The sequence below is a fragment of the Fictibacillus phosphorivorans genome, assembly GCF_001619875.1.
In the GTDB taxonomy this organism is placed as follows: Bacteria; Bacillota; Bacilli; order Bacillales; family Fictibacillaceae; genus Fictibacillus; species Fictibacillus phosphorivorans_B.
This window is the reverse complement of sequence record NZ_LRFC01000001.1, coordinates 669,343-695,186: the sequence shown is the minus strand read 5'-3', so window position 1 is coordinate 695,186 and position 25,844 is coordinate 669,343. Positions and strand designations below refer to the sequence as shown.

Below are 25,844 nucleotides of genomic sequence, written 5' to 3'. Positions count from 1 at the left end.
GTGGTGAAAAATCAGTACATTGGAAGGAATATATAAAATTTTTTCAGAATTTTCAAATAAAATGGTTGTCATTAGGCACATCGCTCAGTATACTAGTAGAAACCTAGAAACATAAAAGGTTAATTGGATAGGAGATAATCTAAGGAGGGAAACAGGATGAAAGACAAAAACACTTCTTTTAACAAAAATCAAAATGAGATGGTACAGTACAAACATCAAAAAAGAGACCCATTTGCCTTCAGCCTTATTGCTCAAATGGTATTGGATGAGGCCCTTCACAATTATTACAAAGAGTATTATGAAAGAGAAATCGACAATGCCTTGGATGCAAAAGATAAAGAACGTTTTATGAAACTAACCTCTGAATATAAAGCTTTTCTCAGTTAAGGCTTCATAAACGGTACACCTTTTTTTCTAAAGGTGCCGCGAAAGCCAAAACACCCTTTCAGCTGACGGATCATATCCTCGCTGCAGAGGGTGTTTCTGACGTGCCCATTTGAATTTTTACTAATGAATAAATTAATCCAACGTTGTCGGTGATTCCGGCTTTTTCTTTTGCCCTTTTTTACTTCTCAACCAAACCCAGTAGAGTATAGCGATTAAGATTAGCCATAGGGGAGCTAGACCAAACAGCGCAACGACAACAAAGGATACAGCTGAAACCAAGAAATTCACCGTTTCCATAAACAGCATTTTCGTTTTTGCCCACGTATTCAATTGTTCGGTCTGAAGCTTTTCTGCTTGTAGATTTTTCACTTCGAACTGGATCGTTACCGTAGAATAATCACTTTGATTTTTCAAGAAGTTTAACCTTCCTTCAATCTGTTCAATCTCTTCCTGAACAGAAGCAAGGTCAGCAGAAATCTTTAATAAGTCTTCTGTTCTCTGTGCATCCTTCATGAATGATTCCAAACGGTCTCTCACTTGCTGTTTAGCTTTTAATCTGGAAGAAAGATCTACATATTCTTCTGTAACATCTTCTCCTCTTATGTTTTCGTGTGGTGTTCCTTTACTTAGTTTTCGAACCTCACCTAAAAACGCGCGAAAACCATCCATTGGAACACGTACAACCATCGTGCCTGATTCATATCCCCTCTCCCCTGCACTTGTGTTTGATTCCACAATATAGCCGTTCTTGTCCTCAACCATGTTTCGAACGCTTTCCATCGTGTTCTCCAATTTATCTACAGAAATCTGCATATCTGCGTTATAGATGACTTTTCTTTGATTTTTTATCTGCTGCTTTTGATCTCCATGGTTTGCCGAATCAGATTCCGACTTATCCTCTGCTGTGGCTTTGTCCATTTTTGCATTTGAACTGCTTCCAGCATATTCTTGATCAGTAGCCATCTTACTTTCAGATTTATCATTGCTGCTGCAAGCGCTCAAAAGGAGCACAACGACAAATACCCACACTTTCCATTTTTTCCACATATCGTAATTCCCCCTTTTCACCTTAGACGCTTTGATAGAAAAAAAGGTTTCAACCCCCATAAAATCAACATATTTAATGTTTTTTTCTCATCTGGTTTTATGCTAAAATGTTGTCTGATGATACGGAAGTATGAAAAAAAGCCGATTTATGCTAGTATGTACAGGATAAGTAAGTGGTTTACTGGAGGAATAGCATGTCAATGATAGGAAGAAACGATCCGTGCTATTGTGGCAGCGGAAAAAAATATAAAAAATGTTGCTTACATAAAGAAGAGCAAACACGCGAAGTATCCTTCCACCAAGAAGGACTCATCAAGTTCGCGCTTGAGAACTTTCAACAGGATTTAGCAGCACGCACATCACAATATGTGAAAAAGTATCCTGTTGCCAAAGATCAAGAACAAACATATGCAAATATTGCGGTATGCTGGGAAATCTTCTGCTCTAGAATCCAGGATGGAAAGACACCTGTAGAACTTTATGTTGAACAAGTCAAGGGCACGGTTAAACCGGAAGTGGCAGACATTTTGGCTAGCTGGATTACTGCGGCGCCTTCTCTTTATAAAGTTTTAGAGCAAAAAACAGGATTCATCTTTACGGTTCAAGAAATTTGGTCAAAAGAAGTATATGATGTAACCATCAATGCTGCAGAAAAACCAAAACTTGAGAGTGCATTGCTTGGAACCCTCGTATCAAACGGCATCAATCATGAATTTTATGTTGGTTATGTAGAAATGCCAATGTCTGAACTGCCACCTTTAAAAGCGGCTGTAGAAAAAATTCAGCCACTTGCTGATGCGAAAGAAATCTTCAAAAAAGAGTTCCCAGCTGTTCTTCAGCTCTCTTTAATTGATATTTCGGAAGGTGTTCCTCAACCATCAAAAGAGGATAAGCCTGGTGATGAAGAAAAAAAATCTGCTGTGACTGAGAACAGCAAAACAGCAGAAGTATCCGATCAACAGGAAGAAAAGTACACGGCTGTAACGGACCTCGTTAAAGCGAATGCTGAAACAGAAGTGATTGAAGAAGCGGAAAAACTCTGGAGTGAATATATCACAGAATCCAAACCCGCGATTCGAAAAGAAGAAATCTATGCAGCAGCACTAGATTATCTCGTATCAAAGGATATTAGAGGAATTGCATCTACACAAGCTGAAACAGCTAAAAAGTATGGCGTTTCACCTGCAAGCCTTTCATCACGTTATCGCGAAATGAAAGAACTATTGAGCGTATAAGTCATCATACATCCTATTACCCGTCAGGACATCCTGGCGGGTTTTTATTATGGCTGAACTTGTTATCTAAAAGATTATTGCAACTTACCTCCCGGATAGCGAACAGCCTGAAACGGAAACTAACCACTTTCAAGAGCAACAAAGTTTCGCAAAAGAAACATACCGACAAAAAAACAAGACCCCTCTTATTAGGAGTCTTGCTTTTCATTGCGCTGAAGCCAATAGTAGACCGGTAAGCCTGCAACTGTAATGAAGATCGCGGTTAAACTGTCGAACGGATCGTTCAATATCGTTGCACCCACAATGTACACAGAACCTAAAATCGCAAAAATAGGTATCACTGGGAATAATGGTACACTGTACACTCTTTTTTGACCTTTATGTCGTTTGCGCAGTTTAAATACCGCATAAAACGCGAAGATATAAAAGATATAAACGGCAAAGATCGCCATCTCTGACAGATAATCAGGATCTGTGACCAACATCATAATGATGGCAATAACAACTTGTAAATACGTTGCCGCGATCGGCGTACCGTACTTATCGCTTACTTGGCTGAAAATATGTGACATTGGAAGCTGATTGCGTTCAGCCATCGCGAACGGTACACGCGGAATGGTTAAAATTTTTCCATTTAAACATCCGAAGATAGATACAGCAATACCTACAGCAATCAATTTTCCGCCTAATGGACCGAAAAGAATCGTTGCGGCGGATGCTGCAGAGTTCTCACCAAGTCTAACGATCTCTGAAGCAGGCAAAATGTGAAGCAATGCAATGTTAACGAGCAAATAGGCTGCCATTACGATTAATATTCCGCCGATGATTGCTTTCGGCAGCGTTTTACCAGGATTCTTCATCTCTCCTGCAACAAAACCTACCATCAGCCACCCATCATATGCAAAGAGAGTAGCTAGTATGGCTGCACCCATTGATATTTCTACTACCGTCCCACTAGATGCATCTAATATTTGTTCATTCCCATGCCAAATTCCGAAGATAATAATCAAAGCAATCGGCACAAGTTTACCTAGCGTAAATAAATTTTGTACGAAACCACCGTATTTTGTACCAAAGTTATTAACAATCGTAAGAAAAAGGACGGTTCCAATTCCAATCCATGGACCAAACGACTTTTCCCATGAAAATAAGTTGACCATTAATGACCCAAAGTATAATCCCAGTGCACCAATGACAGCCGGCCCATAGATAACCGTCTGCACCCAGCCGCTAAGATAGCCCCATAGCTTCCCATATACTTCTTCCATATATACATAAAGTCCGCCCGTCTTAGGTATCTGTGTCGCCACTTCAGCAATCGTTAAACCGCCTGCTAAAGTGATGAGTCCCCCAAGCGCCCAAGCTAAAAGAGCAAGGTTTGAGTTTCCTGTGTACTCAAGAACACTTCCAGGTTTCATGAAAATCCCCGAACCAATTACCGTTCCAATAACAATGGACATCGCTACAGAAAGCCCAATGTCTTTTTTCAATGCTGCTTCTTGATTCATGCTGTGTCCACTCCTTAAAGAAAACCTGGATGACGCCAAGCGTTTGGCGTTAGCAGTTGTTGCTTATTTAAGAAACGTTTGTCCATCTGAAAAAGACTAATGTCACCTTAACATAAACAGGATTAAATTGTCACTACCTACCAAAATAGACAGCCTATTCAGTTATTTGCAAAGGTTTTCTTTAGGGAATTTAAAGGTTTAAAGCTCCTTTCGCCTAAGCAGCTGTTTTTTTATAAAAGCTTTTTCCATAATGATGTTTAGCTGCCGTTCAAGATCTTTTCTTGTTTCTGAGTCATCTTCATTTCTTATTTTGTTTTTCAGTTCCCGAATCATTAGTTTTTCTTCTAATGTAAAATGAGAAGAATCAAGAATTGAAATCACCTCATTTCCTAAATTACATGGAAAAATACCTTTTTTATAAGAATAAGTAAATCAAACCTTTTCAGCATGATGTTTGTAAGCAAATCTGACACTCTTTTTGGTGAGAATAAGAAAAAGACCTCTTTGGTCTGAGGTCTTTTGAGGTAAAAATATAAAACTTTTATTCTGCTTCTGATTGTGTATCTTGATGTGAACTTGCGATTATGATTTTAACTCCTTGCTGTTCGATTGCAGACAAGTGATCTCTAGGTGCTTCATCATCCGTAATGATCACATCCAGGGTTGATGCAGGTCCAACATGGGCAAATGCATTAACACCAATTTTGTAATGCGGAAATACTCCAATTCGCTTGCGTGACACTTTCCCCACGGCGCTTATAAAAGCAGCAACTTCTGGATTTGCCGTGCTGATACCACGATCTGAAATGCCTCCTCCTGTAGTGAACGTCAAATCAAATGAATATTGACTGATAAGGCTGGTAACTAAAGCGTCTGTCATGTTTCCCGAATTCTTCACTTTTCCACCAACTACGTAAAGATCAATATTCTCTTTTCCTCTAAGGACATCAGCGGTTACGAGTGAGTTTGTTACAATTGTTAGCCGGCAGTCAGGCAGATGCTTTAAAATCTCATGGTGCATCCCACCGCCACTTAGAAAGATCGTATCATTTTCTTGGATGTACTTTACCGCTTCTCTAGCGATTGCTTTCTCATATTTTGAACCTTCACCAAAGCGGACCTCATTGGATGCAGGACCCTTTTTTACTTCTGTTACAGCAATTGCTCCGCCATGCGTCCGCTTTAAGAGCCCATTGTCTTCGAGCGATGATAAGTCTCGGCGGATGGAATCAATTGAGACTTGGAGGGCATCTGATAACTCTTTTGCAAGTACACGGCCTTCATTTTTAAGCACTTCTAAGATTTTTTCTCTTCTTTCTTCAGAAAACATAAATATTTTCCTCCATTACCTCTTATTTCCACGTGGTACATTCATCATATGCTGTATTATGCTTGTTTGTCAAACAATACTTGCATGTTTTTTCCTGATTTATTTAAAATTTATATTAAAACAAGCAAGAACAAGCGTGTTGAGCGTGCCTGTTTTTGCTTGTTAAAGATTAATAGCGGCAGAGATGAATAATCATATAATTTTGATCCTTCATCACATAAAAAATCAATGCAATCACATAAAAAATCGATGCAATCACATAAAAATAACCTACTATCACATAATTTTAATCTAGTACTATATTATGTCTTTCTGACAAATACAAATTTCATCAATTTGTATTTGTCTGGGGTCTGTCCCCCCCTAGTCCTCCACCTTAATCAAGAACAAGCGCTCGTGGAAGCGGCCATGTCTTCTTGCTTTTTCCTGTCGAATCTCATCTAGTTCGCGTAAGGTGAGGTCATGCACTTTCGTTAAGGCAATCAAGATCTCAAACAGCTCTGCGAGTTCTTCAGCTGCATTCACTTCATTACCCGCCTCACGATACTCCTTCACGCCTTCTGCAAGCTTTTTCTTTAATTCACTCTCAAACTCCTGATTCCCGAGAATTCGAAAGGTTCCTTTTTTCCCCGCCTGCTCTAGCAGTTCAGGTATCTTATCACGAACTAATTTATTGTAATACACCATTGGCTTTTTTCCCTTCCAACAATTTCACAGCAACACAAAGCGATGACCCTACTTAAAATGATATTCAGTCCTTTAGTTTTTTAGCCGAAATGACAACTAAAAATAAAAGAGCAATCATGCCAAAAACCGGATATAAATAATGAAGAAGCTCTGAATAGCCTACTTGACTCAAAAGATAGCTTCCTGCCATTAAAACAAGGATAATGATTTGATTGGATAACCTGAGATTTCGACTCAATGCCCCAGCCAGTCCGAATATGTTGCCTATTAATGTGGAGAATATCTCACCATAGATCACAAATACAAAAATGTAATGTACAGCTATTCCCAAACCTCCAACAATTTCGGCAATTGGTATTTCATAACTTAAAACACGAGGAACCGAGTACAGCACGTATTGGCTGTTTAAGAGAATGAATGTTAACCCTAGACCACCTAAGAATCCTCCCCATTTGATCACCGATTCATCATCAGCCTCTCGGGATAGCGGGACAAGAACAGCCTGAGCTAATGTTAAGTTAAAGGCTGCATAAGCAAAAGGACTGATAACCCACTTCCAATGCCCGACAAAATCACTGGCCACGAAAAGCTCTCTCCCGCCCGAAAAATCAAACATCGAAATCGATAGAACAACGGAAAATAAGATCATTACGGGCACAATCAATGAATTTGTCCAAAGAATACCTTCAATTCCACGTTTCATCACCAAATATGTGATGCATAAAGTCAAGAGTATACCAGCTTGAAACGGCAAATGAAGCTGCTCCCAAAACAGCGCTCCTGCTCCTGACAACATAACACCTGTAACACCAAAAAGCATAATGAGCATCAATACATTAACAACTTTAGATACAGTTGGTCCGAATAGATACAGATTCATCTCATCAAAAGACGAGGCTCCGAGACGTTTCGCCATAATCATTAACTTTGTACCAATGAAAATAAACAGGAAACCGCTGATTAGAATCCCTGCAAATCCTGCTGAGCCATGGACCGTAAAAAACTCAACGATCTCTCTGCCCGTTGCAAATCCAGCACCTACCACTGTGCCGATGTAAGTGGCGGCTATTTGCAATATTTGTTTCATCCGTCCACTCATACCCTCACCTCCATGGCCATATCTTTACAAACATATGCATGGACAAGGATTTTAGAAGAAAGAAAAAACAGCAAGGAGCATTCCCTGCTGTTTAAGCATTTTTATTATATTTGCATAGCACTATTACATTCCTGTATGATAACCCGATTCTTTCCTTGTCTTTTGGCTACATACAGACTGTTATCTGCTCCCTCAAAAAAAGCCTGTTTGTGCATGCCTGCCCTATACGTTTGCAGTCCTACACTTATTGTTACATGTTTCTCTTCGATTTCAGGGTGTTCCAAGTTCTGTACAACACGCCTTACTTTTTCTAGCACTGCAAATGCTTCTTCTTCATTAATATCATTAAGTATGACAACAAACTCCTCACCGCCATATCGTGCAGCAAAATCGTCGTTTGTTACATTATCTTTAATCGCCGCGGCAATCCGTTTCAATACGATATCGCCTATGCCGTGCCCATATGTATCATTGACCTTCTTAAAATTATCAATATCCATCACGGCTAAGTGAACGGGATATTGGTAGGTTTCAGCCTGAAGCAATAAGACATCCATATATTCATAAAATGCCATATGATTATAGAGACCAGTCAGCGCATCTGTTTTTACTTGTTTCTCCATGATCGTTGATTTTACCATAAGATCTTGATGATCTGCTTGAGCTTTGTTTAAATGCTTTGCAATTTCGTAGCCTCTGCTCATTATACCTATGCAAATTGCAGTTGACGTAATCAAAATACAGATCATAGAAAGCTGATCCATAAGATCATTCAATTCCTTTGCGACAGGGTGAAACGTTGAAATTCCAAGATAGATCATTGAGCTTAGGACGAAAGACAACCATACTTTTTTCTTTTTAAAATAAATCGTAGAGATTAGCATCGGAAAGAACAAACTCGTGTACATCACATACATCTCAGAATGAACACTGATTAAAATGGCAGAAAACATACTTGCTGCACCGATGATTATATAATCTACATATTTTGCTTGCGTTCTAAAACTATATTCCGCAATTAAAGTCGTAAGTATTAATAGAACGGTCGGAACAACCAAATAATCTATTAAAAATTCCCCTATTGGCTTTAGCGTTAAAAAACTGTTCATAACCTCTACACACACAGACACAAAGATAACAACCCAAAATACATTCAATATTTTTCGGTTCCATGCGATGTGATTCAAGTGTGCAGGCAGGTGTGGTTTACCCAAATTATTCACCCCATCTACACGTTCAACTTCTTTATTATAACATTATTTTCCTGTGCCAAGAATTTTTATCACTAAACTTTTTTTAAAAAGAATGGCTCTTTTCCCATCAACTGTTTTTATATATACATTGAAAACGCACAGCAGGAATTAACCAGCTGTGCGATGATATAATTTTTATTTATTTTATTTTTACTCGTTTTTTCTTTGGTAATTTATCCAACAGCCAGCCTCTGCCCACTTCACAAAAACGAATTGGCATTTCTAGAGTTGCCAATATCTTATCCTTTCCATGTATGGTGAGTAATCCTGTTTCTTCATTTACTTGATCGACTACAGCATTCTCGGTCCCGGAGAGCGGGAACGCCCATTTGTTGTTACCAGAGTCTTTAATCTTAATCATTCTTCCGTCACAAGATACTTTGTGGCAATGTGGAGGCAAGCCTAACGTAATTTTGTTCATTGCATTTCTTTCCTCCCTTTCCGGATTTGTTTCATTGTAACAGATTTAGTGCGTGTCTGACTTGTTATTTTTTAAATTTTTTGACTATTTAACACATTTGAAATAAACCTTCTATTAATTAGGAGGACAAGTTATGGGCATGTGCCATTTCGAGTTTGCTTGTACATGCATATACTATACTAATGAAGTGTTAGGGGGGATTTTCAGTGGGAAAATGGACTTTGTTTTATCATACAAGTACCATTTCAATTGGAGCGATATCCAGTTTTTTATTTGGAACGCCAACAATGTTGTTTAAAACGCTTGTTCTTTTTATTGTATTAGACTATTTAACAGGAATGGCTGCATCTGCGTATGAAGGAAGACTGAACAGCAGAGTTGGCTTTAGGGGCATACTTAAAAAAATTATGATCTTCGCTCTTGTAGCAATCGCCCATTCTCTCGACCAATTACTAGGCGGCTATTTCATTCAATCCTCAACCATCTTTTTCTATCTTTCCAATGAATTGCTGTCTATTATTGAAAATGCAGGCAGGTTGAATGTCCCGATACCGCCGTTCATAAAAAATGCCGTCTCTCTGTTAAAACAGAAAAGCGGCACTCAAAACAAAAATCATTAAATTAATTCGAATAAAACTGTGAGATTTTTTTAGCGATCTCTTGTGCATTGATCTGGTATTCCCCAGCATCAATGCGCTTTTTTATTTCTAAAAGTTTCTTTTCTCTTATGTTTAATTGAGCATTTTCATGCAGCACTTTAGCTTCGTTAGATATGTATAGTTCGTCTTTTGCAAACGATGGCGGTTTAACAGGAGGCTGCTGATACAATTTATTCGTATCGTATTTACGTTGCACGGGTTGCTGTCCATCAATTCTCATGATTTCACCTCTTCAGTAAAATGTATCGTACCAAGCCATTTCCATTGATCATCATGATCCAGGTTGTCCAACAATCTGAAAAACAATTCCTGGCCAGATAAATCCCATTTCACTTCGAACTCTTTTCCGTTTTCCTTATCCTTACAAAAAGAATGAATCCACTTTGAAGTAAACAAGTAAGGTGTAAACTGTTCAAAGTCTAATAGATGTTTCTCTAACCATTGAATGACATCATCATTTGTAAGTTTATGCATCACTAGAATCGTCCTTTGTTAGTGGTCGTATTTACCTGTTCCAATATAATTCGGGGCTTCCCCATTCTTTTTGGGTATACCTAAAAAATATTTCACAGCTTATTCTGACCTCTTGATGTTCTTTCTGAATTACATAAAATTTATCCGTCAAACTCTTTCTTTTAAACATCTTTCCTTTCTTAGAATCTAGCATAAGCGCTATAATGGAATGGAAGAAATACATAACAGTAGGTGTTTTCATGAAATTAACGTTTTCCTCGCTTCAATGGATGGTTTTTATTCTAGCCGGCAGTTTAGTTGCTCCCATTGCCATTGGAGATGCTTTTGGTATGACACAGGCAGAAACGGCAGATCTACTGCAGCGCTCATTTTTAATTATTGGTGCGTCTGCTATCCTGCAAGTCTTATTTGGCCACAAATTGCCGATTAACGAAGGACCGGCTGGATTATGGTGGGGAGTATTTACCGTATATGCAGGAATCGTGGCGTCTGGTGCATTAACTGTTTCGGACGGTTTGCAGCAGTTGACTGCAGGCATGCTGATTAGTGGCGTTCTCTTCTTTTTACTCGGTGCCTTTCGCATCATTAACTCTATCAGAGCTTTGTTCACCCCGTTAGTTACTGGAACTTACTTAATATTGCTAGTCTCTCAGTTGAGTGGATCTTTTATTAAAGGGATGCTTGGAATCGGTTATCTTCAGGAAAACGCGGATGCCAAAGTAGCCATCGCCTCCTTATTTATCCTAGTTTTGTCTATCGTTTTAGGAAAGTCACGTGTAAAATGGCTTAGAAGTTATTCTATTCTCATATCTTTATTACTGGGATGGGGCCTTTTTAAACTATTGAACTTAACAAAGGAAACCATGCATACAAGCAATACCTTTGCTTTTCCAGAACTATTAGCATGGGGAATGCCGCAATGGTCAGCAGGAACCATTGTGACTTCCCTTTTCGTCGGAATGCTGCTTCTAACGAATATGGTGGCAAGCATTAACGTTGTTGAGAAAGCATATGAATCTGAAAACCAAGATTACAAAACTATTCATTACAACCGGTCATCGATCATGATGGGTCTTAACACATGGTTAGCAGGCTTGTTTTCAGCTGTTGCAAGTGTTCCCATCTCAGGAGCATCAGGATTTATATTAACTACTAAAATGTTCAGCCGGTTGGCGTTTATTTTGGGAAATGCACTTATTATTTTGATCAGTTTTTTCCCGCCTCTTACTTTTTTCTTTGCCGGCATTCCAGCACCAGTAGGATACGCAACAATATTTCTGCCCTTTTCGAGCATGATCGGACTGGCGTTTAAAGAATACAAGAATGCCATAAAGTCAGAAACAAATTTATTCATTATTAGTACTTCACTAATGGTTGGAATCGGAAGTCTATTCATCCCAGCTGCGGCATTAAAAGAATGGCCGAATATTATTGTCACTCTACTAAGCAATGGTTTAATTATGGGTATGCTAACATGTATGGCACTCGAACAATTCTTCAAGCGAAAAAAATTACGAGCAAATCAATAATAATAGAATGAAAAAGGGCCCCCTTAGTTAGGAGGCCCTTTGTCTATTACATGCTGCTTTTTTGTGAAACGGGAAGTTGAGCGTGGAACTCTTGAATCGCTTCTGCTAATTCTTTTTCATGATCATACATCATTAAATGTGTCGTGTTAGGAATCAGGACTGTTTTGCTATATGGCAATCCTTTAGACGCTTTTTCAATGAAGCGTATGGACTTTTCAAAATGACTTTCTTTTTCAGCTGGTAAAAATAAGACAGGGCATTCTGTTTTTTCGTACCAAGTTAAGAAATCAACATAGTAAATTTCAGAGATGATCGCCTTCATCGTTTCCTCTGTCGTAATCGCACCAACTTTTCCGTTTTCTTTTACACGCGGTTTAAAATGGTTTACATAATTAGCTCTGGCCTCATTCCAGGGCTGCCAGTTTTCACGGTAATACTGCTTAAATGCATCTATCGATTCATAATCAGGATCAAATTGACCTTCAAATTTAGCAAGATGTTCTTCCAGCGATTCATCATAAAGACCATCTTTACCTGTATCATTTATCATGGCACCGTCTATATTTACCAGTGACAACACACGTTCCCTACGCATAGCTGTAAAATACAATCCAACCATACAGCCATATGAGCTTCCAACAAGGTGGACTTTATCCCGTTTAAAATGGTTTATAACACTAACTAAATCGCTTGCAGCGTCCTCGAAGGTATAGCCTTTTTCCGGTTGCCCAGATTGGCCATGCCCCCTCAAATCATACGTCAACACTTTATATTTATCCGTAAAGTACTTAATTACTGGGCCCCAAGCTTGTGCTATACCTCCTAAATAATGAATAAATAGTATTGTGTCACCATTACCTCCGTGGTCATAAGCTGTAATTTTCGTTCCGTCTTGTGAAGTTAGCACGTGTTTTTCAGCTTTAAACATTTACCTTACCTCCTTTCATCCTTCTCTGCAAATTGGGTTTATCCCGCTTATCGATTTCATCCAATTTGTTTCTTATATCTTCCTCCATGTCTCGTTCAAAAAAAGTGGCGAATTTACTTAAATAGGCGATGCTATCTGCAATCTCTTTTCCAATATCTTCTGCGACCTCATGTTTCGCCATAATAAAAGCGTCTTCTTGCCCTACCCCATCTTTATTCAAAGAATAAGCTCTGTTTAACATTTTTCTAAGTTCTTCAGCGATTTCAGCGATTTCAGTCGTTAAGAGCATATGATTAAGCAAAAGCGATTCTGTGCTTTTATCTGGACTTTCCTGGCTGATCTCCCAGTTCTTTCTCAATTGAAACTGCTCTAATTCTTTTTGGGTGTTTTTCATACCTGTTTTCCCTCCGTTTTTACTGCATACCTTTTACAAAGTTCTACTCATTTCTTTATAATCCTTTCTATTTTAAGTAGAAACTGTTATGCTTTTTACAAAATCTGGAGGTGTGTATGGAACATAAAACCGCTGACCGACCAAATTGGAAAAGAGTGTTAGAACGTAATTTTGAAGTTACACATAAACAGAATTTCTGTTTTAATGGCAAAGTAACTGCCATTCATCTTGAGCAAGTTTCAGAACCGCTAATTGTTCATTACAAATACCATAAAGTTTGTATTGCTGATAGTGGTTATACGTGGCTTCAACATTTTCCTGAAGATGAAAAATATACGATTACCACCGTTCTGGACACAAGCGGAGAAGTTGTGCAATTTTACATTGATATTTGCCTGGATCATGGAGTGAGTGAAGAGGGAATTCCGTGGTTTGATGACCTTTACCTGGATATTGTGATTCTTCCTGACAAAGAGCTATTTTTACTTGATGACAATGAATTAATGGAAGCTTTCGATAAAGGTGCTATCACAGATAAAGAAATGAAGCTAGCCCACAAAACGGCACAAAAGATTATCTCAAAGTATGAAAAAGGAGAGTTTGAACATCTGGAAACATGCTTAGAGCACGCTCTTGAATGGTACCGCGAGAAGAAGTTTGTTTAATATACGCAAATGGTGCTCAACGTCTGCCACGCAAAAGTGAGCTGCTTGGAGTCAAAACCAATCACTCTCAAGAGCAATAAAAGTTACTAACATATAAAAAACCAGAGGAAATGCCCTCTGGTTTTATTCTTTACTTTACCGGTTGATCTTTTCTAAGAAACGCAGCGCATCCTCAACTTCGTCTAAAACTTGTGAACCCACAATACCTTCTTCTTCATCTAAATAAGTAACCTGAAAATAGCCGCTTTCACCTTGTGGCACATATCTCATTCTAACAAGTTCACGCTGCTGATCTTCTTCTCTCCAAAATTCTAATTCTTGTTCAGGATTATTCATCAATTTTTCAATTTGATCATTATTCATCTGTAAGACACCTCTAGCTCACGCTGTTTAATTTTATACTCATTTTTACCCTAAAATAAAACCTCTAAACCATTTGCAGTTTCCGACATTTCCTGGGGAATATTGTCTATGTCTGTTATTGCATGTATTGAGAAGTTGTGACCCATTTAGCCAGAACATCTCCTGTACTCAATATTTCTGCAAATTCATTGTGCAGATGGGAAAGGGCAGATTCATGAACTTCTTGAGCCGTAAATTTACGACCGTCATAAGAAACAGTCGTAAAAGCAGCTGTTGCGTCATGAATAAAAGATACACCAAACCCATAGTTCGCTGCCATTCTAGCAGTAGTAGAAACACAATGATTGGTTGTCAAACCTACAATGATTATTTGTGCAATTTCTTGCTTCTCTAACTCTTCTTTAAGATCTGTGCCAATAAAAGCGCTGTTCACACTTTTTATGAATAGTGGTTCGTTCTCTTTAGGCTCAAAACCTGTTTTCAGCTGATAACCTAATTTTGTGGGATGAAGTGGAGACATTTCATTTTCCGATTGATGCTGCACATGGAAGACAGGTAATCTTGCCTTCCTAAATGCATCAAGAAGAACAAGCATATTGTCTTCCGCATCTGGATTATTGCGCTCTCCCCAAAAATCAGAATCATCAAATCCCTTTTGGACATCAATTATAAGCAAGCACGCTTTTTTCACGATACGGACTCCTTTGTTCATAATAGGCTGTCTTACTAAATTACTTTTTCGATCTATTTTTTATTTTTCCTTCCGTAATATTGAAGATTAGTTTTACATATTTTTGAAGTAGAATAGACAAGCAATAGGATGGAGGGGCCCTTTTGAATCATTATATGCTATTAAGCGTTCATTTCATCATGCTTGGCATCAGTTTGGCAGTTCCTGTTGGACCCATTAAATTAGAGATGATTAGAAGGGGATTTAGTGACGGATTTTGGCCGTCATGGCTTGTAGGACTTGGAGCAGTAAGTGCAGATTTTATTTTCATGTTATTTGTCCTGCTTGGCCTTTCTCCTTTTCTGCATTATTCAGCAGTACAGATCGCTATGCTTTCTATAGGCATTTTACTGATTGGTTATTTAGGTACCACTTCCATTAAAAGCGCATTTTCTTCAAAAGCCTTGCTTCTTTTCAACAATAATACGAGCAACAAAAATCCTTTTTGGACGGGCTTCATCATTGCTCTAATGAACCCTTACAATTTTATGTTTTGGTTTGGGGTGTATGGCGGTGCACTTCAAAGCATCCCTTCTTCATCAGGTGAAATAATTAAGATCGGGCTTAGTTTATGTATACTAGCAGGCATCATTCTCTGGAATCTAAATGTTGCTTTTACTGTGAACTTCTTTCGCTCTCTTGTTAATGAAACCGTGATAAGATGGGTTACAGGTTTTGCTGGCGTTGGTTTAATCGGTTTTTCAGGCTTCCTCCTATATAAATTAATCACATTAACATAACAAAGGCGCTAACTCCAATGAAGTTAGCGCCTTTAAAAGGCATCATCTTAATTATCGTATTTGTCTTTGTCTAACTGTCTTTCTTCTTCACGATCCAACTCTTCCTCGTATTCTTCATGATTTCGGTTGTGGATGACATTTCTTTCATTTCCCGTAATGTCTGTTGCCACAAAACTCTCGTACTCTTCTACATATCCGTCATCATCATCTGAGTCTTCATACATTTCGTTATAATCCCTTTTATCAGGGTCAGTAAAATCTGATGGCGTTTCACTTGTTCCATACTTTGCAACGGATTGCCATGTATCTTCTGCATCAAAGAAAGTAGCATCTTTATCATCGTTGCTTCTTCTCTTATAGTCAGGGCCAGATACCGCTTCTTCTACAGGTCGATCGTCTGATGAGTTCTGGCCAGGACTGTGCTCTTTACAATAAAGTGTTGAAGGAACGGCTTCTAAGCGTTCTTTAATGATGTCTTGTCCGCATGTTTTACAGACGCCGTAACTCCCATCATCTATACTCTTTAATGCCGCATTTATATCTTCTAATTCCTTTTCATGAAGATCGTTTAAAGCGATATCTTTTTCTCTTTCAAACAACTCTGTTCCTAAATCCCCTGGGTGATTGTCGTAATTAGACAGTTCACCTGTTGATTCTTTTGGAAATTCAGTATCACTTCCAAAAGAGTCGTTTCTTTCTCTCATTTCTTTTATCTCATTTTTTCGTGTTAATAAAATTTGTTTAAAATGGTCCATTTCTTGTGTAGTTAATGACATGTTTTAAGCTCCCTTCCTACATCCGTATACCATTTCATACCCGTTTTTCTTAATAATTATCCATCCCGTGTATTTTGCACCATTGCTGCTCATGCTATACTGAAGAAAAGTAATCATCTCTCCTGTTTTTAGCCCATTCATAAACCTCACAAAACTATTTCTTCCCTTAAATAAACTGTAAAATCTCATGACCATCTTTCTTTTGGACCTTTTTACCTATATTTCAGCAAAAAATGTAAAAAAGTGTTGAAAAATTGCTTTTTTTCCAAGTTTTTGTAAGGTATGCTATTAGTATGTCTTTAAAAGTAATAGTAAGAAAGGCGGGTGAACATGAAGATTTTTGAACAGTTTGAAAGACGCTTATTAAAGAACTATATTGTTGGTTCCACTGCTGCTGTACTGGGGGTAGGTAGTGTCTTTCTTTTTACTACTCTCCGTTTTTCAACTTATGAATTTTTTGTCTTGTGCGCAATTCTTGTTTCTTCAAGTATTGTTATGTTCTCATTAGAGTATGTATTTTTCAGAAGACACATTGCGGTTTTCCGAAATTATTTCTCTAAAAAACATCCTGGCTTGCAGCTTGCTGAAAAAGCATATTTTCATGCCCATCATTTTCCTATAAGAACGGTGAAACGAATACTTGGCCCGCACTTATTAGGGTTATCAGTTCCTGCTGTGTGCTTAACAGCTGCAGCGATTTATCTCGATTACTTAACGCTTCCCTACTATTACATCTATCTTGCTTCACTCGGGGCCATTTTAATAGCAGGCATGCATGCAATTATTGAATTCTTTTTAACGACAAAAGCTGTTCAGCCTGTTTTGCGGAACATTCAAGAGCGAACTCTAAAAGATCATGGGAAAATCCTTTCCTTAGCAGCTTCCAGACACATCTCTATCCAGCGCAAGATTCAATGGAGCACGCTTTTTATCGGAACTTTTCCTCTTCTATTGTTTGCACTTGCCAATCAGGTTCGCTTATATAACCAAACTGCTCCAATAAATGGATCGTATTGGACTTGGGCTTTTTTTGTATTATTAATCGGTATTTCCTTTGCAATCTATGGTGCTTACCTTTTATTCAAAGATATTCAGCAGCCAATGAACGAACTTCAAGCCGGGATGTATGAGGTTCGTACTGGAAATTCAAATGCAAATGTTGCAGACCTGTATTCAGATGAATTTTCCAGGCTGATTAAAGGGTTCAATCATATGGCACAGGCGATTCAATCACGAGAATACGAAAATAAGCAGCTATTAGAAAGCTTTTTTGCTACAATGGCAGCAACACTCGACGCCCGTGACCCATATACTGCAGGTCACAGTTTGCGTGTTGCTGATTATTCGATGAAGATCGGCCAGATGGCTGGGCTGCCCTTTCAGCAGTTAATTCAGCTGAGAAAAGCAGCATTGCTGCACGATATTGGCAAGATTGGTATTCCAGACGTAGTCTTGTTGAAAGAGGAAACGTTAACACCAGAAGAGTTTGAACATATTAAAAGGCACCCTGTAGTAGGCGCAGATATTCTTGCTCAAGTACAGCCTTTTGATGCGATGCACCCATTATTACCAGGGGTGCGGTACCACCATGAACGATATGATGGAAAAGGCTACCCAGAACAATTAAGCGGTGAAGACATCCCCATCTTCGGGAGGATTATTGCCGTTGCAGATGCTTATGATGCGATGACCTCTGACAGACCTTACCGGAAAGGTATGACTCATGAAAAAGCATTAGCCATTTTAGAAGATGGAAAGGGTACGCAGTGGGATCCTTATTTAACCCATCTTTTTGTTGAAGATATGAAGCTAAAATCGATTTCTTAGCCAGGAGGTTATACATTGAATACATACGATCACTTCCCTATCATTGAAACAGAAAGACTTCGGCTCAGACCTGTCGTTGAGTCGGATGTGAGGGAAATCTTCGAAACGTTCTCAGATCGGGATGCGCTTCAATACTATGGTATGGAACCATTAAAAACGGAAGATGAAGCTCTTGAGTTGATTGCGGCATTTGAAGAGGGATTTACAACGGGCAGTGCGATTCGCTGGGGGATTGTGCGGAAAGAAGAAGACAAACTGATCGGCACATGCGGTTTTCATAATTGGAGCAAGTCTGACCGCCGAACAGAGCTAGGGTATGAATTGGGTCGCAAGTATTGGCACAATGGCTTTATGAATGAAGCGTTAATGGCCATTATTCATTACGGCTTTAATGGAATGGAATTTAACAGAATTGCTGCTGTAATCAGACCAGAGAATACCTCTTCGCGTACACTAGTTAAAAAACTAGGTTTCAATGAGGAAGCACTTCTAAAAGAACACCAAAGAGTAGGCGATCAATTTTTTGATATGTACATCTATTCATTGTTAAAGAGAAACGCCCAACTATCTAACTAATCGTTCAAAACGGGAACTGGATCTCTTAAGATCCAGTTCCCGTTTGTTTATGAACGTTTTAGGTCGTGCTCTATAGAACGCTTTCTAGTAGGCTCACCTCACGCCCTCCGGAGCGGAGCATCCTATAAATGAAATCAACCATTTTCGCCACCAACACTGATTTCCTCACTTTTATATTCTCTTCATGTTTCAAAAAGCTTTTCAAGAGGTATGAAAAGGAAAAAGGAGGTATTTCAGATGGAACAAAAAGAAACGTTCTTTGTAACAGCAAAAGGCGACATTCAGCCCCTGCCTACAGATGATCACGTTCACTATTTTGAAATACAAGCAACCTATGACGAAAAGCAGCAGCTGGAGCACCTATTTACTCAGATGCACGCAAACAACAAACAAGAAGGTTTGGATATTTTCTCGCCAAAACGGCATTTTTCAGAGTCCCATGCTGAATACCATAGGGGCAAAGACAGCAAGCTTGTTTACGAATTATTTAGATATATCTATTTGTTAGGAACAGAAAAAACAAAGCGGGAAGTAGAAGAAATGAATGTTTTGCCTGAATTATATGAAGCAAGTCACTCTACAATTGAAAAAGTAAAATAGCACCGGAACTTTTCGTCTCCGGTGCTTTTCTTATATAATTTTAATCCCACTCTATGGATCCGTCCTCTTTCACCCAAAACCGTACAATACGTAAATCGTCCAACGCTTGTTTAATTTTTTCAGTTTTCTTCCGGTTTAGAGGTGTGTCAGGATTTGCGAGCACCAAGGTTTTGGCAGGATTTTTCTCGTGACTGCTCAATAGATCTACAAACTGCTTACAAAAATCATCCTTATTTCCACTCGCCAAATCGTCTTCAAGCTCTGAGATGTTTCCTTGAGCTGCAATGAACAAGGTATGATATTCATTAGCTGCCGTTAAATCAACGCCTTCTATTTCACCCGCACTTCCAGTTTCATAGCCTTCATGTTTTAAATAAGCTTTCACTGCTGTTATAACGTCTGATTTATTCATAACAAATGCGTCTGCACTTATAAATGGATGGTTTTGCAAAGCCAAAATCATCACTCCTTTTCAGATACAGCTTTCGAATCGGTTCAATACTGATAGAGGGGTACTACTTTTCGTTTACCCTTATTTTTTTAACAAAAAACCGCTTGATGAGGAATATTCTCCAAACAAGAAACTTCTTTCCCCTTTAAACGTATTTCATTTAATATAGAAATAAGAAACTATACTTGGGGGATTCACAAATGGCTCAAAAAGCAGAAAAACAAAACCAATCCCGAATATGGACCATTCTAGCGGGTGTTGGATTGTTTTTAATGAGTAAATTAAAATGGGTGTTCGGCCTTTTAAAGTTAGGCAAGTTCGCAACACTCATTTCGATGTTTATATCACTTGGTGCCTACGCGGCATTTTATGGCTGGAAATTTGCAGTTGCCATCGTTTATTTAATTTTTGTTCATGAGATGGGCCATTTAGTCGCCGCAAAACAAAAAGGGATTAAAACATCACCTGCGATATTTATACCGTTTATGGGTGCGGCAATCGGCATGAAAGAAATGCCAAAAAACGCTAAAGATGAAGCCTATATCGCATATGCTGGACCTTTATTCGGACTTCTCTCGTTCTTGCCAGCGGTATTTCTTTATGAAACAACAGAGCAGCCGTTTTGGGGACTCGTTATCTTTTTAGGGGCATTAATCAATCTATTTAACTTATTCCCTGTTTCGCCGCTTGATGGCGGCCGAATAGTTGGTGTGTTATCAACTAAAATTTGGTTTATTGGTCTTTTAATCGTTATACCTTACTTATTTATCTCACCTGACCCGATTATTTTCTTAATTTTCTTGTTCGGTATTTTGACGTGGTGGAAACGGGTTCGTGAAGACTTTGAGCAAAACAAGACAAAGGAGACGCTCGCATTATTTGAAGCTGAGCAAAAAAAACTTGCTGACATTCAACAAGAGATGGATGAATATCGTGAAATGCCGAACTTCGGCTATATTATCGGTACCTATCTGGAAGATGTACGTGTAGCAAAAGACAGATTAAAACGAAATATCCCATCTGGGTATGCGTTCCCTGTTTTACAAGATAAGAAAAAGGTAAAAAAACATCGTACATTGGTAGAGATTGAAATGTTGAACAATCGTGAACGTTTCTTACAAACAGTGCAGGAGGAATATGAGAACAATCGCCGCCAAAGAGAAACTGTGCAGAAAACCTATCGTGAAGTTGACCCTGATGGTGTTGCCAGCATCCCTGAACTGCCATTGTTCAATCATGCCGCTTATTTTGATGCTTATGAGAAAAGCTTGTTAGAAGAAAAAGCAAAAACAGAAAAACTTTATGATCAAAGAAAAAACTATTATGTTTCTACTACCAAAACGAAAATTGTCGTGCTGATCATGTACCTCTTGTTAGCTGGTGTTTTATCCGCATTTGTTGTCTACGGAAACCATCTTATGGATGCCAACAGATTTTTAATAAGCTAAATTCTGATAACACCTCGTTCTTGAGGTGTTTTTCATATGACCTCCTTTTGACCTGTGTGCTTTTCTTTTTTAGTTCATTGGATAGAGAGCCCCTTTTTTCTTAAGTGATATTTGGCTTATCTTTATGACGTTTTACAGGAAAGCGTAAAAAAAGCACGAATTGTGAAGAAAACAAGAAAAAGGAGCGACATAAGAAATGGGAAATGTATTAAAAATCCTCTTTTCGCTTGCGATGTTACTTGGAATGTTCACAAACACCGCTTCTGCTGAAGAAGGAACGAACGCTAATGTTGTTGGACAAGATCTATATGTTGATGTTGCAGCTGCTACACTCTGGGTAGGACCGAATGCTGCACGACCTTTAGATGAGCCATCTCTTTCAAACCCAGTAGATCTTCGAAGCTGGACAACGGGAATGACTTATGATGAAAAACTATGGTTAGTCGGTGAGCTTGAAACACAAGCACTTTACGGACAAAAGGTACGTGTATTAGAACAGCAAGGCGATTGGGTAAAAGTCGCAGTCTATGGCCAGCCAACACCTCGCAACACGCTAGGTTATCCAGGTTGGATGCCACTTGCACAACTGACATCTTCTGATCAATTTAAACATGCAGAAGGAAAACCTTTTGCCCTGATCACTAGTCCTACAGCTTGGCTATCAAAAGCACCTTTTGGACATAAGAATGACCTTGAGCTAAGCTATAACACGAGACTTCCTGTTTTAAAGGAGCTGTCAAACACAATAGCTGTTTTAACACCACAAGGAAAAGTTCGCTGGCTTGATGCGAAAGATGCAAAAGTGTATACGAGTGAAAGTGCTATTCCAGTTCCAACAGGTGAAGCACTTGTAGAAGAAGCGAAAAAATTCCTCGGATTACCGTATCTTTGGGCAGGTGCTGCTGGATTTGGGTTTGATTGCTCGGGATTTACACACAGCATTCATAAAGCAAACGGCATCACGATTCCGAGGGATTCAGGTCCTCAGTCTAGAGATGGACTGATCGTTGATAAAGATAAGCTTCAGCCTGGTGATTTAATGTTCTTTGCCTATAACCAAGGTAAAGGCAGCGTTCACCATGTAGCGATGTATGCTGGAAACGGAATGATGATCCACTCACCAAACACGGCATCAACCGTACGTTTGGATCCGATCTCTACACCTGCATATGCAGTTGAGTTCTCAGGCGCAAGACGCTACGTCCCACAACAATAGTTCAAAGTAAAAAGCAGAGCACATTTGAACATGTGCTCTGCTTTCTTGTTTATTGCAATCCTTCAATTGTCATCTCTGTAACTGGGAGGAACGCTTCACCTGTATTTTGGTAGGTTACGCTCACTTTATCCTCTTCTTTTAAATAGATTGAGAGTGGATTGCTCTCAGAAGATACGATATAGCTTTGGCGATTATCCAGTAAGAACGATACTGTGGTGTAATCTCCTGCCTTCTCTTTATACACACGAAGCACAGTGCCACTCACCTTCTTCTCTTCCGCGTCAGATGTTCCATCAACTGAACCGCCGCCTCTTTGCAATGCGGTTTTGTATTGTTTTAATGCAGCATTCGGTGTGTTGCCAAAGACTGATATTTCAGGATTAGCAGCTGATACAATAAAATAGTTTTGCAGAAATCCGTTTGAATCTAAGACAGGTGTCAACCAGCTGGCTTCTCCATAAAAGTTGTACAGAATCGGCATTTCGCCGCTCCATTTCTTTTCAATAAACTTTTTCTCTATGATCTCTAATGCACCTTCTGAATCCATGTACGATTCTTCAAGATTACCTGTGTAGTACGTCGCTTTCCCACTTCTTGCATGTGTTATCGAGTAACCGAGCATAGAGTCTACGCCCTCTTTTGGGCTCGTAAAATCCGTAAAGTAGTACATGTCTCCATTTTCATCGAAGATCGGACTTACATTTGCTTCAGTTCCTTCATCAGAAGGCAGTTTTACATCTTTTTTGCCAAAAATACTGTTCAGAAATCCGTGGACGTAATTACCAAAATAACTGTTCTGCAGACTTACGGTTTCAGGTGATACGGCTCCATCGATAAATGACGGAACATCTTTTAAACGATAGTCTTGTGTCTTTCCGTTCTTCGGGTCTGTAACGACAATTCCTTCAACTTTAAACCCATTACGTGCAGAAATGAATTCTCCATATGATCGGATATAGTATGGTTTACCTTCATCATCAATTTCAAGCTGTGGATCACCATAGAAGATGTATGTCGGAAAGCTTGAACGCATGTGACGTTCAATGTTTTTATTAAAGTATGAAGAAGGTGTATATGCCATTTCTGATTTGATAAACTTTGGATTTGCTGTTGAATCGGTAGCACTTAGAGTGAAGTAACCTGGCGTCACATCGCCGTTCCACCATTTAAAAAGACCTGAAAATTCAACGGGCGCAATATAGACATATTCCCCGTTCACTTTCTGGATCTGTAAGTTACCTAATTCATAAAAGCTGGTGTTTGGCACTTGACCAAACGATTTCCTCATTTTGTTTCGTGCAAACTTAGGCGGAACACTTGCAGGTGTCTCTTTCTCATCAAACGACTCAATCTCTGTTTTTTGTGCCATTTTAGCAGATTGAAACTTTTCCTCTGCATTAAACAAGCCAGCTGATAGAAAATAGATTCCGATAATTAAACTTAATACAAAAAGAGCTGCTTTAATCAGCTGCTCTTTGCCCTTGGCAAGGAAAGCACCTAGTGCAGTTATGATAATTGCCAAAATCCAGATGGAAGAAAAATTACGGTCTAGATTCGTCATATAATAGAAAACAAATACAACGGGAACCGTACAGATGATAATTCCAATCATCGCGGCAGTCAGATTGTTTTTCTTTTCTTTTTTAGATGGCTTCGCGGTGTTTGAGATCGGAAGGATCACGAGTGCAGCCGCAAGCCCAACTATGATGGAAAATAACAAGATGTTCATAAACTATCCCCTTTTTAATCGTTTACTTCCCTACCCTATAAAGCAATACGATTGAATATGTAAAAAGTTCCAATGCTTTTTTTGTGTGGTACGCCTGGTTTGTGATGAGGCAGAGATGACGAAAGGCCTAATAATCATTGTTAATCTGCTAACGTGAATATATTTGAATTAACGTGAAATTATTTAAATTAATGTGAATATATACGGATTAATGTGAAATTATTGAAAATAACAGGAATATAAGTGAACAGCGTTTAAAAGCGTCCACGTAACACACGCATCAATGGGTCTATTTTATTTCTTCAGCTTTTCATTCTAACGCTTAAACTTTTTATAGGGAGCTGATTGGTATGAGATATCCATCAAAAAAAGATCTATGGCTCGGAGTTATTCTTTGGGGATGTATCGGTTATGCGCTATACATTAGTAAAATGGCTCTTTTTGAGGAGAAAGCAAGTGTTAATGGGATAATGATAACGTTGATTATCAATCTACTTTTCATTCTCTTCATCACCTGGCTTTGGTTTACAACTTATTACATTCTGGATGAAAAGGAGTTAGTCATCCGGTGCGGGCCAATCAACAAAAGAATTCCTTACCGCGAAATATACTCTGCTCATAAAACGTGGAATCCGTTATCAAGCCCAGCGTTATCTTTAAAACGAATCAACATTACGTATCAGTTTGGCATGACTCTTATATCACCAATAAACCGTGACGAGTTTTTAAGACAGCTGAGTGAACGGTGTCCGAATGCAAACATCAAATATGACTAGTACTTTTAATACGAAAAACGCCCCTTTTATCAGAGGCGTTTTTCAAAATTAAAGTACTTAGTGGATTCCTCTCTTTTTAAACCTACCGCCTTTAACTTCGGCGATATCGGCAATCGCTAGGAATGCACTTGAATCAAATTCGTCTACAATGTCTTTAAGTTTTGCTTCTTCAAGCCTCGTAATGACACAGAATACAACGCCTTTTTCATCACCCGTATAAGCGCCTTCTCCTTTTAGATACGTAACACCGCGTCCAAGTCTATGAAGAATGGCATCACCGATATCTTTGTGATTCTCACTAATGATCCAGGCTGATTTGGATTCTTCAAGTCCTGTGATGGTTAGGTCAATTGTTTTATACGCAATAAAATAGGCGATTAAAGAGTACATCGCTCTGTCCCATGTGAAAACAAAACCTGCCGCTCCAAGAATAAAAATGTTAAAAAACATAATAATTTCACCAACAGAGAACGGCAATTTACTGTTTGAAAGAATGGCTAGAATCTCTGTCCCATCAAGAGATCCACCGCTTCTAATCACCATACCGATTCCAACACCAATAAAAATTCCGCCAAAAACCGTAGCTAATAATAGATCATCTGTAAACGGTGGTACAGGATGTAATAATGTGGTTGCGATAGAAAGGATAATAATTCCGTATAAAGTGGATAAGGCAAACGTCTTTCCAATCTGTTTATAACCAATAAAAATAAAAGGTAAGTTTAATGCGAATAGAAAGATCCCTAGCTTATAGCCTGTTATGTGGGATAGCATGATCGATATCCCTGCTATTCCACCGTCAATCACATTGTTCGGTACTAAGAAAATCTCAAGTCCAACGGCCATTAAGATGGCTCCGAAAGTAATAAGTATGGCTCTGGCAGCGAGCTTTCCTTTTGTAAGTTTACGATGCTGTTTCTTTAACTGCTCAGTAATTTGAGTATTGGTCAATGCTTCAGTTTCACCTGTCATAAAATGTCCTCCCATTTCGATCCC

29 protein-coding genes and 1 pseudogene are annotated in these 25,844 nt (G+C 38.8%); 12 read left to right on the top strand and 18 right to left on the bottom strand.

All coding sequences use genetic code 11. The annotated features are described in order from the left end of the window. Positions 1–156 precede the first annotated feature (156 nt). Complete coding sequence (locus AWM68_RS03585) at positions 157–387, top strand: IDEAL domain-containing protein (RefSeq protein ID WP_066236915.1); 231 nt, start codon at positions 157–159, stop codon at positions 385–387. Positions 388–519: 132 nt separating this feature from the next. Here AWM68_RS03585 and AWM68_RS03580 read toward each other — a convergent pair whose 3' ends face one another. After that, complete coding sequence (locus tag AWM68_RS03580) at positions 520–1,434, bottom strand: DUF4349 domain-containing protein (protein WP_066236913.1); 915 nt, start codon at positions 1,432–1,434, stop codon at positions 520–522. 194 nt (positions 1,435–1,628) lie between these two features. Between AWM68_RS03580 and AWM68_RS03575 the strand changes: the two genes are divergently transcribed. Continuing rightward, positions 1,629–2,669, top strand: a complete 1,041-nt coding sequence (locus tag AWM68_RS03575; RefSeq protein ID WP_066236910.1) for an SEC-C domain-containing protein — start codon at positions 1,629–1,631, stop codon at positions 2,667–2,669. A gap of 188 nt (positions 2,670–2,857) precedes the next feature. Here AWM68_RS03575 and AWM68_RS03570 read toward each other — a convergent pair whose 3' ends face one another. The 7 genes from AWM68_RS03570 to AWM68_RS03540 all read right to left on the bottom strand — a co-directional run bounded on the left by AWM68_RS03570 (position 2,858) and on the right by AWM68_RS03540 (position 8,967). Next, entirely contained in the window at positions 2,858–4,177 is a 1,320-nt protein-coding gene (locus AWM68_RS03570) for an APC family permease (RefSeq protein WP_066236908.1), read from the bottom strand. A gap of 198 nt (positions 4,178–4,375) precedes the next feature. Continuing rightward, entirely contained in the window at positions 4,376–4,558 is a 183-nt protein-coding gene (locus AWM68_RS03565; protein ID WP_066236906.1) for a hypothetical protein, read from the bottom strand. A 160-nt stretch (positions 4,559–4,718) separates the two neighbouring features. Further along, positions 4,719–5,507: a DeoR/GlpR family DNA-binding transcription regulator gene (locus AWM68_RS03560; protein ID WP_066236903.1), complete on the bottom strand. Its 789-nt coding sequence runs from the start codon at positions 5,505–5,507 to the stop codon at positions 4,719–4,721. Positions 5,508–5,870: 363 nt separating this feature from the next. Further along, entirely contained in the window at positions 5,871–6,194 is a 324-nt protein-coding gene (locus AWM68_RS03555; RefSeq protein WP_066236900.1) for a nucleoside triphosphate pyrophosphohydrolase, read from the bottom strand. Positions 6,195–6,258: 64 nt separating this feature from the next. Beyond that, positions 6,259–7,293 carry a YkvI family membrane protein gene (locus AWM68_RS03550; RefSeq protein ID WP_066236898.1) on the bottom strand — a complete coding sequence of 345 codons (1,035 nt, stop codon included), beginning with the start codon at positions 7,291–7,293 and terminating at the stop codon, positions 6,259–6,261. Positions 7,294–7,397: 104 nt separating this feature from the next. Further along, positions 7,398–8,507: a GGDEF domain-containing protein gene (locus AWM68_RS03545; protein WP_066236896.1), complete on the bottom strand. Its 1,110-nt coding sequence runs from the start codon at positions 8,505–8,507 to the stop codon at positions 7,398–7,400. Positions 8,508–8,685: 178 nt separating this feature from the next. After that, the gene (locus AWM68_RS03540; protein ID WP_066236894.1) at positions 8,686–8,967 is read right to left on the bottom strand and encodes a hypothetical protein; all 282 of its coding nucleotides are present in this window, start codon (positions 8,965–8,967) and stop codon (positions 8,686–8,688) included. A 206-nt stretch (positions 8,968–9,173) separates the two neighbouring features. Here AWM68_RS03540 and AWM68_RS03535 point away from each other — a divergent pair, with 206 nt between their 5' ends. Next, positions 9,174–9,587 carry a phage holin family protein gene (locus AWM68_RS03535; RefSeq protein ID WP_066236891.1) on the top strand — a complete coding sequence of 138 codons (414 nt, stop codon included), beginning with the start codon at positions 9,174–9,176 and terminating at the stop codon, positions 9,585–9,587. A gap of 1 nt (position 9,588) precedes the next feature. On the opposite strand, the gene AWM68_RS03530 is transcribed toward AWM68_RS03535, so the two are convergent. Together AWM68_RS03530 and AWM68_RS03525 are read right to left on the bottom strand one after the other, a co-directional pair. Next, positions 9,589–9,846: a flagellar biosynthesis anti-sigma factor FlgM gene (locus AWM68_RS03530; RefSeq protein WP_066236890.1), complete on the bottom strand. Its 258-nt coding sequence runs from the start codon at positions 9,844–9,846 to the stop codon at positions 9,589–9,591. Further along, on the bottom strand, positions 9,843–10,100 hold the full coding sequence (locus AWM68_RS03525) for a hypothetical protein (RefSeq protein WP_066236888.1): 258 nt from the start codon (positions 10,098–10,100) through the stop codon (positions 9,843–9,845). The genes AWM68_RS03530 and AWM68_RS03525 overlap by 4 nt, the downstream gene beginning before the upstream one ends. A 239-nt stretch (positions 10,101–10,339) precedes the next feature. On the opposite strand from AWM68_RS03525, the gene AWM68_RS03515 reads away from it, so the two are divergent. Then, the gene (locus AWM68_RS03515; RefSeq protein ID WP_066236885.1) at positions 10,340–11,629 is read left to right on the top strand and encodes a purine/pyrimidine permease; all 1,290 of its coding nucleotides are present in this window, start codon (positions 10,340–10,342) and stop codon (positions 11,627–11,629) included. A 46-nt stretch (positions 11,630–11,675) separates the two neighbouring features. Here the strand turns inward: AWM68_RS03515 and AWM68_RS03510 are convergent, their stop codons facing one another. Together AWM68_RS03510 and AWM68_RS03505 are read right to left on the bottom strand one after the other, a co-directional pair. Then, positions 11,676–12,557 carry an alpha/beta fold hydrolase gene (locus AWM68_RS03510; RefSeq protein WP_066236883.1) on the bottom strand — a complete coding sequence of 294 codons (882 nt, stop codon included), beginning with the start codon at positions 12,555–12,557 and terminating at the stop codon, positions 11,676–11,678. Further along, a complete protein-coding gene (locus AWM68_RS03505) occupies positions 12,550–12,951 on the bottom strand; it encodes a hypothetical protein (RefSeq protein ID WP_066236879.1) in 402 nt (133 codons plus the stop codon). The genes AWM68_RS03510 and AWM68_RS03505 overlap by 8 nt, the downstream gene beginning before the upstream one ends. Positions 12,952–13,067: 116 nt before the next feature. On the opposite strand from AWM68_RS03505, the gene AWM68_RS03500 reads away from it, so the two are divergent. Next, complete coding sequence (locus AWM68_RS03500) at positions 13,068–13,616, top strand: DUF402 domain-containing protein (protein WP_066236877.1); 549 nt, start codon at positions 13,068–13,070, stop codon at positions 13,614–13,616. A 135-nt stretch (positions 13,617–13,751) separates the two neighbouring features. On the opposite strand, the gene AWM68_RS03495 is transcribed toward AWM68_RS03500, so the two are convergent. Together AWM68_RS03495 and AWM68_RS03490 are read right to left on the bottom strand one after the other, a co-directional pair. After that, positions 13,752–13,979, bottom strand: coding sequence for a hypothetical protein (locus tag AWM68_RS03495; RefSeq protein ID WP_066236875.1), 228 nt, complete (start codon positions 13,977–13,979; stop codon positions 13,752–13,754). A gap of 115 nt (positions 13,980–14,094) precedes the next feature. Further along, positions 14,095–14,670 (bottom strand): cysteine hydrolase family protein, encoded by a 576-nt coding sequence (locus AWM68_RS03490; RefSeq protein ID WP_231868359.1) that lies wholly within the window; start codon positions 14,668–14,670, stop codon positions 14,095–14,097. Positions 14,671–14,813: 143 nt separating this feature from the next. Between AWM68_RS03490 and AWM68_RS03485 the strand changes: the two genes are divergently transcribed. Then, positions 14,814–15,449 carry a LysE family transporter gene (locus tag AWM68_RS03485; RefSeq protein WP_066236872.1) on the top strand — a complete coding sequence of 212 codons (636 nt, stop codon included), beginning with the start codon at positions 14,814–14,816 and terminating at the stop codon, positions 15,447–15,449. Positions 15,450–15,496: 47 nt separating this feature from the next. On the opposite strand, the gene AWM68_RS03480 is transcribed toward AWM68_RS03485, so the two are convergent. Continuing rightward, complete coding sequence (locus AWM68_RS03480) at positions 15,497–16,225, bottom strand: TraR/DksA C4-type zinc finger protein (RefSeq protein ID WP_066236870.1); 729 nt, start codon at positions 16,223–16,225, stop codon at positions 15,497–15,499. Positions 16,226–16,555: 330 nt separating this feature from the next. Here AWM68_RS03480 and AWM68_RS03475 point away from each other — a divergent pair, with 330 nt between their 5' ends. The 3 genes from AWM68_RS03475 to AWM68_RS03465 all read left to right on the top strand — a co-directional run bounded on the left by AWM68_RS03475 (position 16,556) and on the right by AWM68_RS03465 (position 19,228). Then, a complete protein-coding gene (locus tag AWM68_RS03475; protein ID WP_066236867.1) occupies positions 16,556–18,052 on the top strand; it encodes an HD-GYP domain-containing protein in 1,497 nt (498 codons plus the stop codon). Positions 18,053–18,067: 15 nt separating this feature from the next. Then, a complete protein-coding gene (locus AWM68_RS03470; protein ID WP_066236865.1) occupies positions 18,068–18,628 on the top strand; it encodes a GNAT family N-acetyltransferase in 561 nt (186 codons plus the stop codon). A 237-nt stretch (positions 18,629–18,865) separates the two neighbouring features. Beyond that, the gene (locus AWM68_RS03465) at positions 18,866–19,228 is read left to right on the top strand and encodes a hypothetical protein (protein WP_066236863.1); all 363 of its coding nucleotides are present in this window, start codon (positions 18,866–18,868) and stop codon (positions 19,226–19,228) included. A 40-nt stretch (positions 19,229–19,268) separates the two neighbouring features. Here AWM68_RS03465 and AWM68_RS03460 read toward each other — a convergent pair whose 3' ends face one another. Further along, the gene (locus tag AWM68_RS03460) at positions 19,269–19,685 is read right to left on the bottom strand and encodes a hypothetical protein (RefSeq protein ID WP_066236861.1); all 417 of its coding nucleotides are present in this window, start codon (positions 19,683–19,685) and stop codon (positions 19,269–19,271) included. A gap of 194 nt (positions 19,686–19,879) precedes the next feature. Between AWM68_RS03460 and AWM68_RS22115 the strand changes: the two are divergent. Next, a pseudogene (locus AWM68_RS22115) lies at positions 19,880–20,423 on the top strand (site-2 protease family protein); the annotation flags it as partial. Positions 20,424–21,323: 900 nt separating this feature from the next. Next, the gene (locus AWM68_RS03450) at positions 21,324–22,343 is read left to right on the top strand and encodes an NlpC/P60 family protein (protein WP_066236857.1); all 1,020 of its coding nucleotides are present in this window, start codon (positions 21,324–21,326) and stop codon (positions 22,341–22,343) included. A gap of 49 nt (positions 22,344–22,392) precedes the next feature. Here AWM68_RS03450 and AWM68_RS03445 read toward each other — a convergent pair whose 3' ends face one another. After that, entirely contained in the window at positions 22,393–24,072 is a 1,680-nt protein-coding gene (locus AWM68_RS03445) for a hypothetical protein (protein WP_066236855.1), read from the bottom strand. Positions 24,073–24,422: 350 nt separating this feature from the next. On the opposite strand from AWM68_RS03445, the gene AWM68_RS03440 reads away from it, so the two are divergent. After that, complete coding sequence (locus AWM68_RS03440; protein ID WP_066236853.1) at positions 24,423–24,848, top strand: PH domain-containing protein; 426 nt, start codon at positions 24,423–24,425, stop codon at positions 24,846–24,848. 57 nt (positions 24,849–24,905) lie between these two features. Here the strand turns inward: AWM68_RS03440 and AWM68_RS03435 are convergent, their stop codons facing one another. Then, positions 24,906–25,820 carry a YitT family protein gene (locus AWM68_RS03435; protein WP_156488288.1) on the bottom strand — a complete coding sequence of 305 codons (915 nt, stop codon included), beginning with the start codon at positions 25,818–25,820 and terminating at the stop codon, positions 24,906–24,908. Positions 25,821–25,844 lie beyond the last annotated feature (24 nt).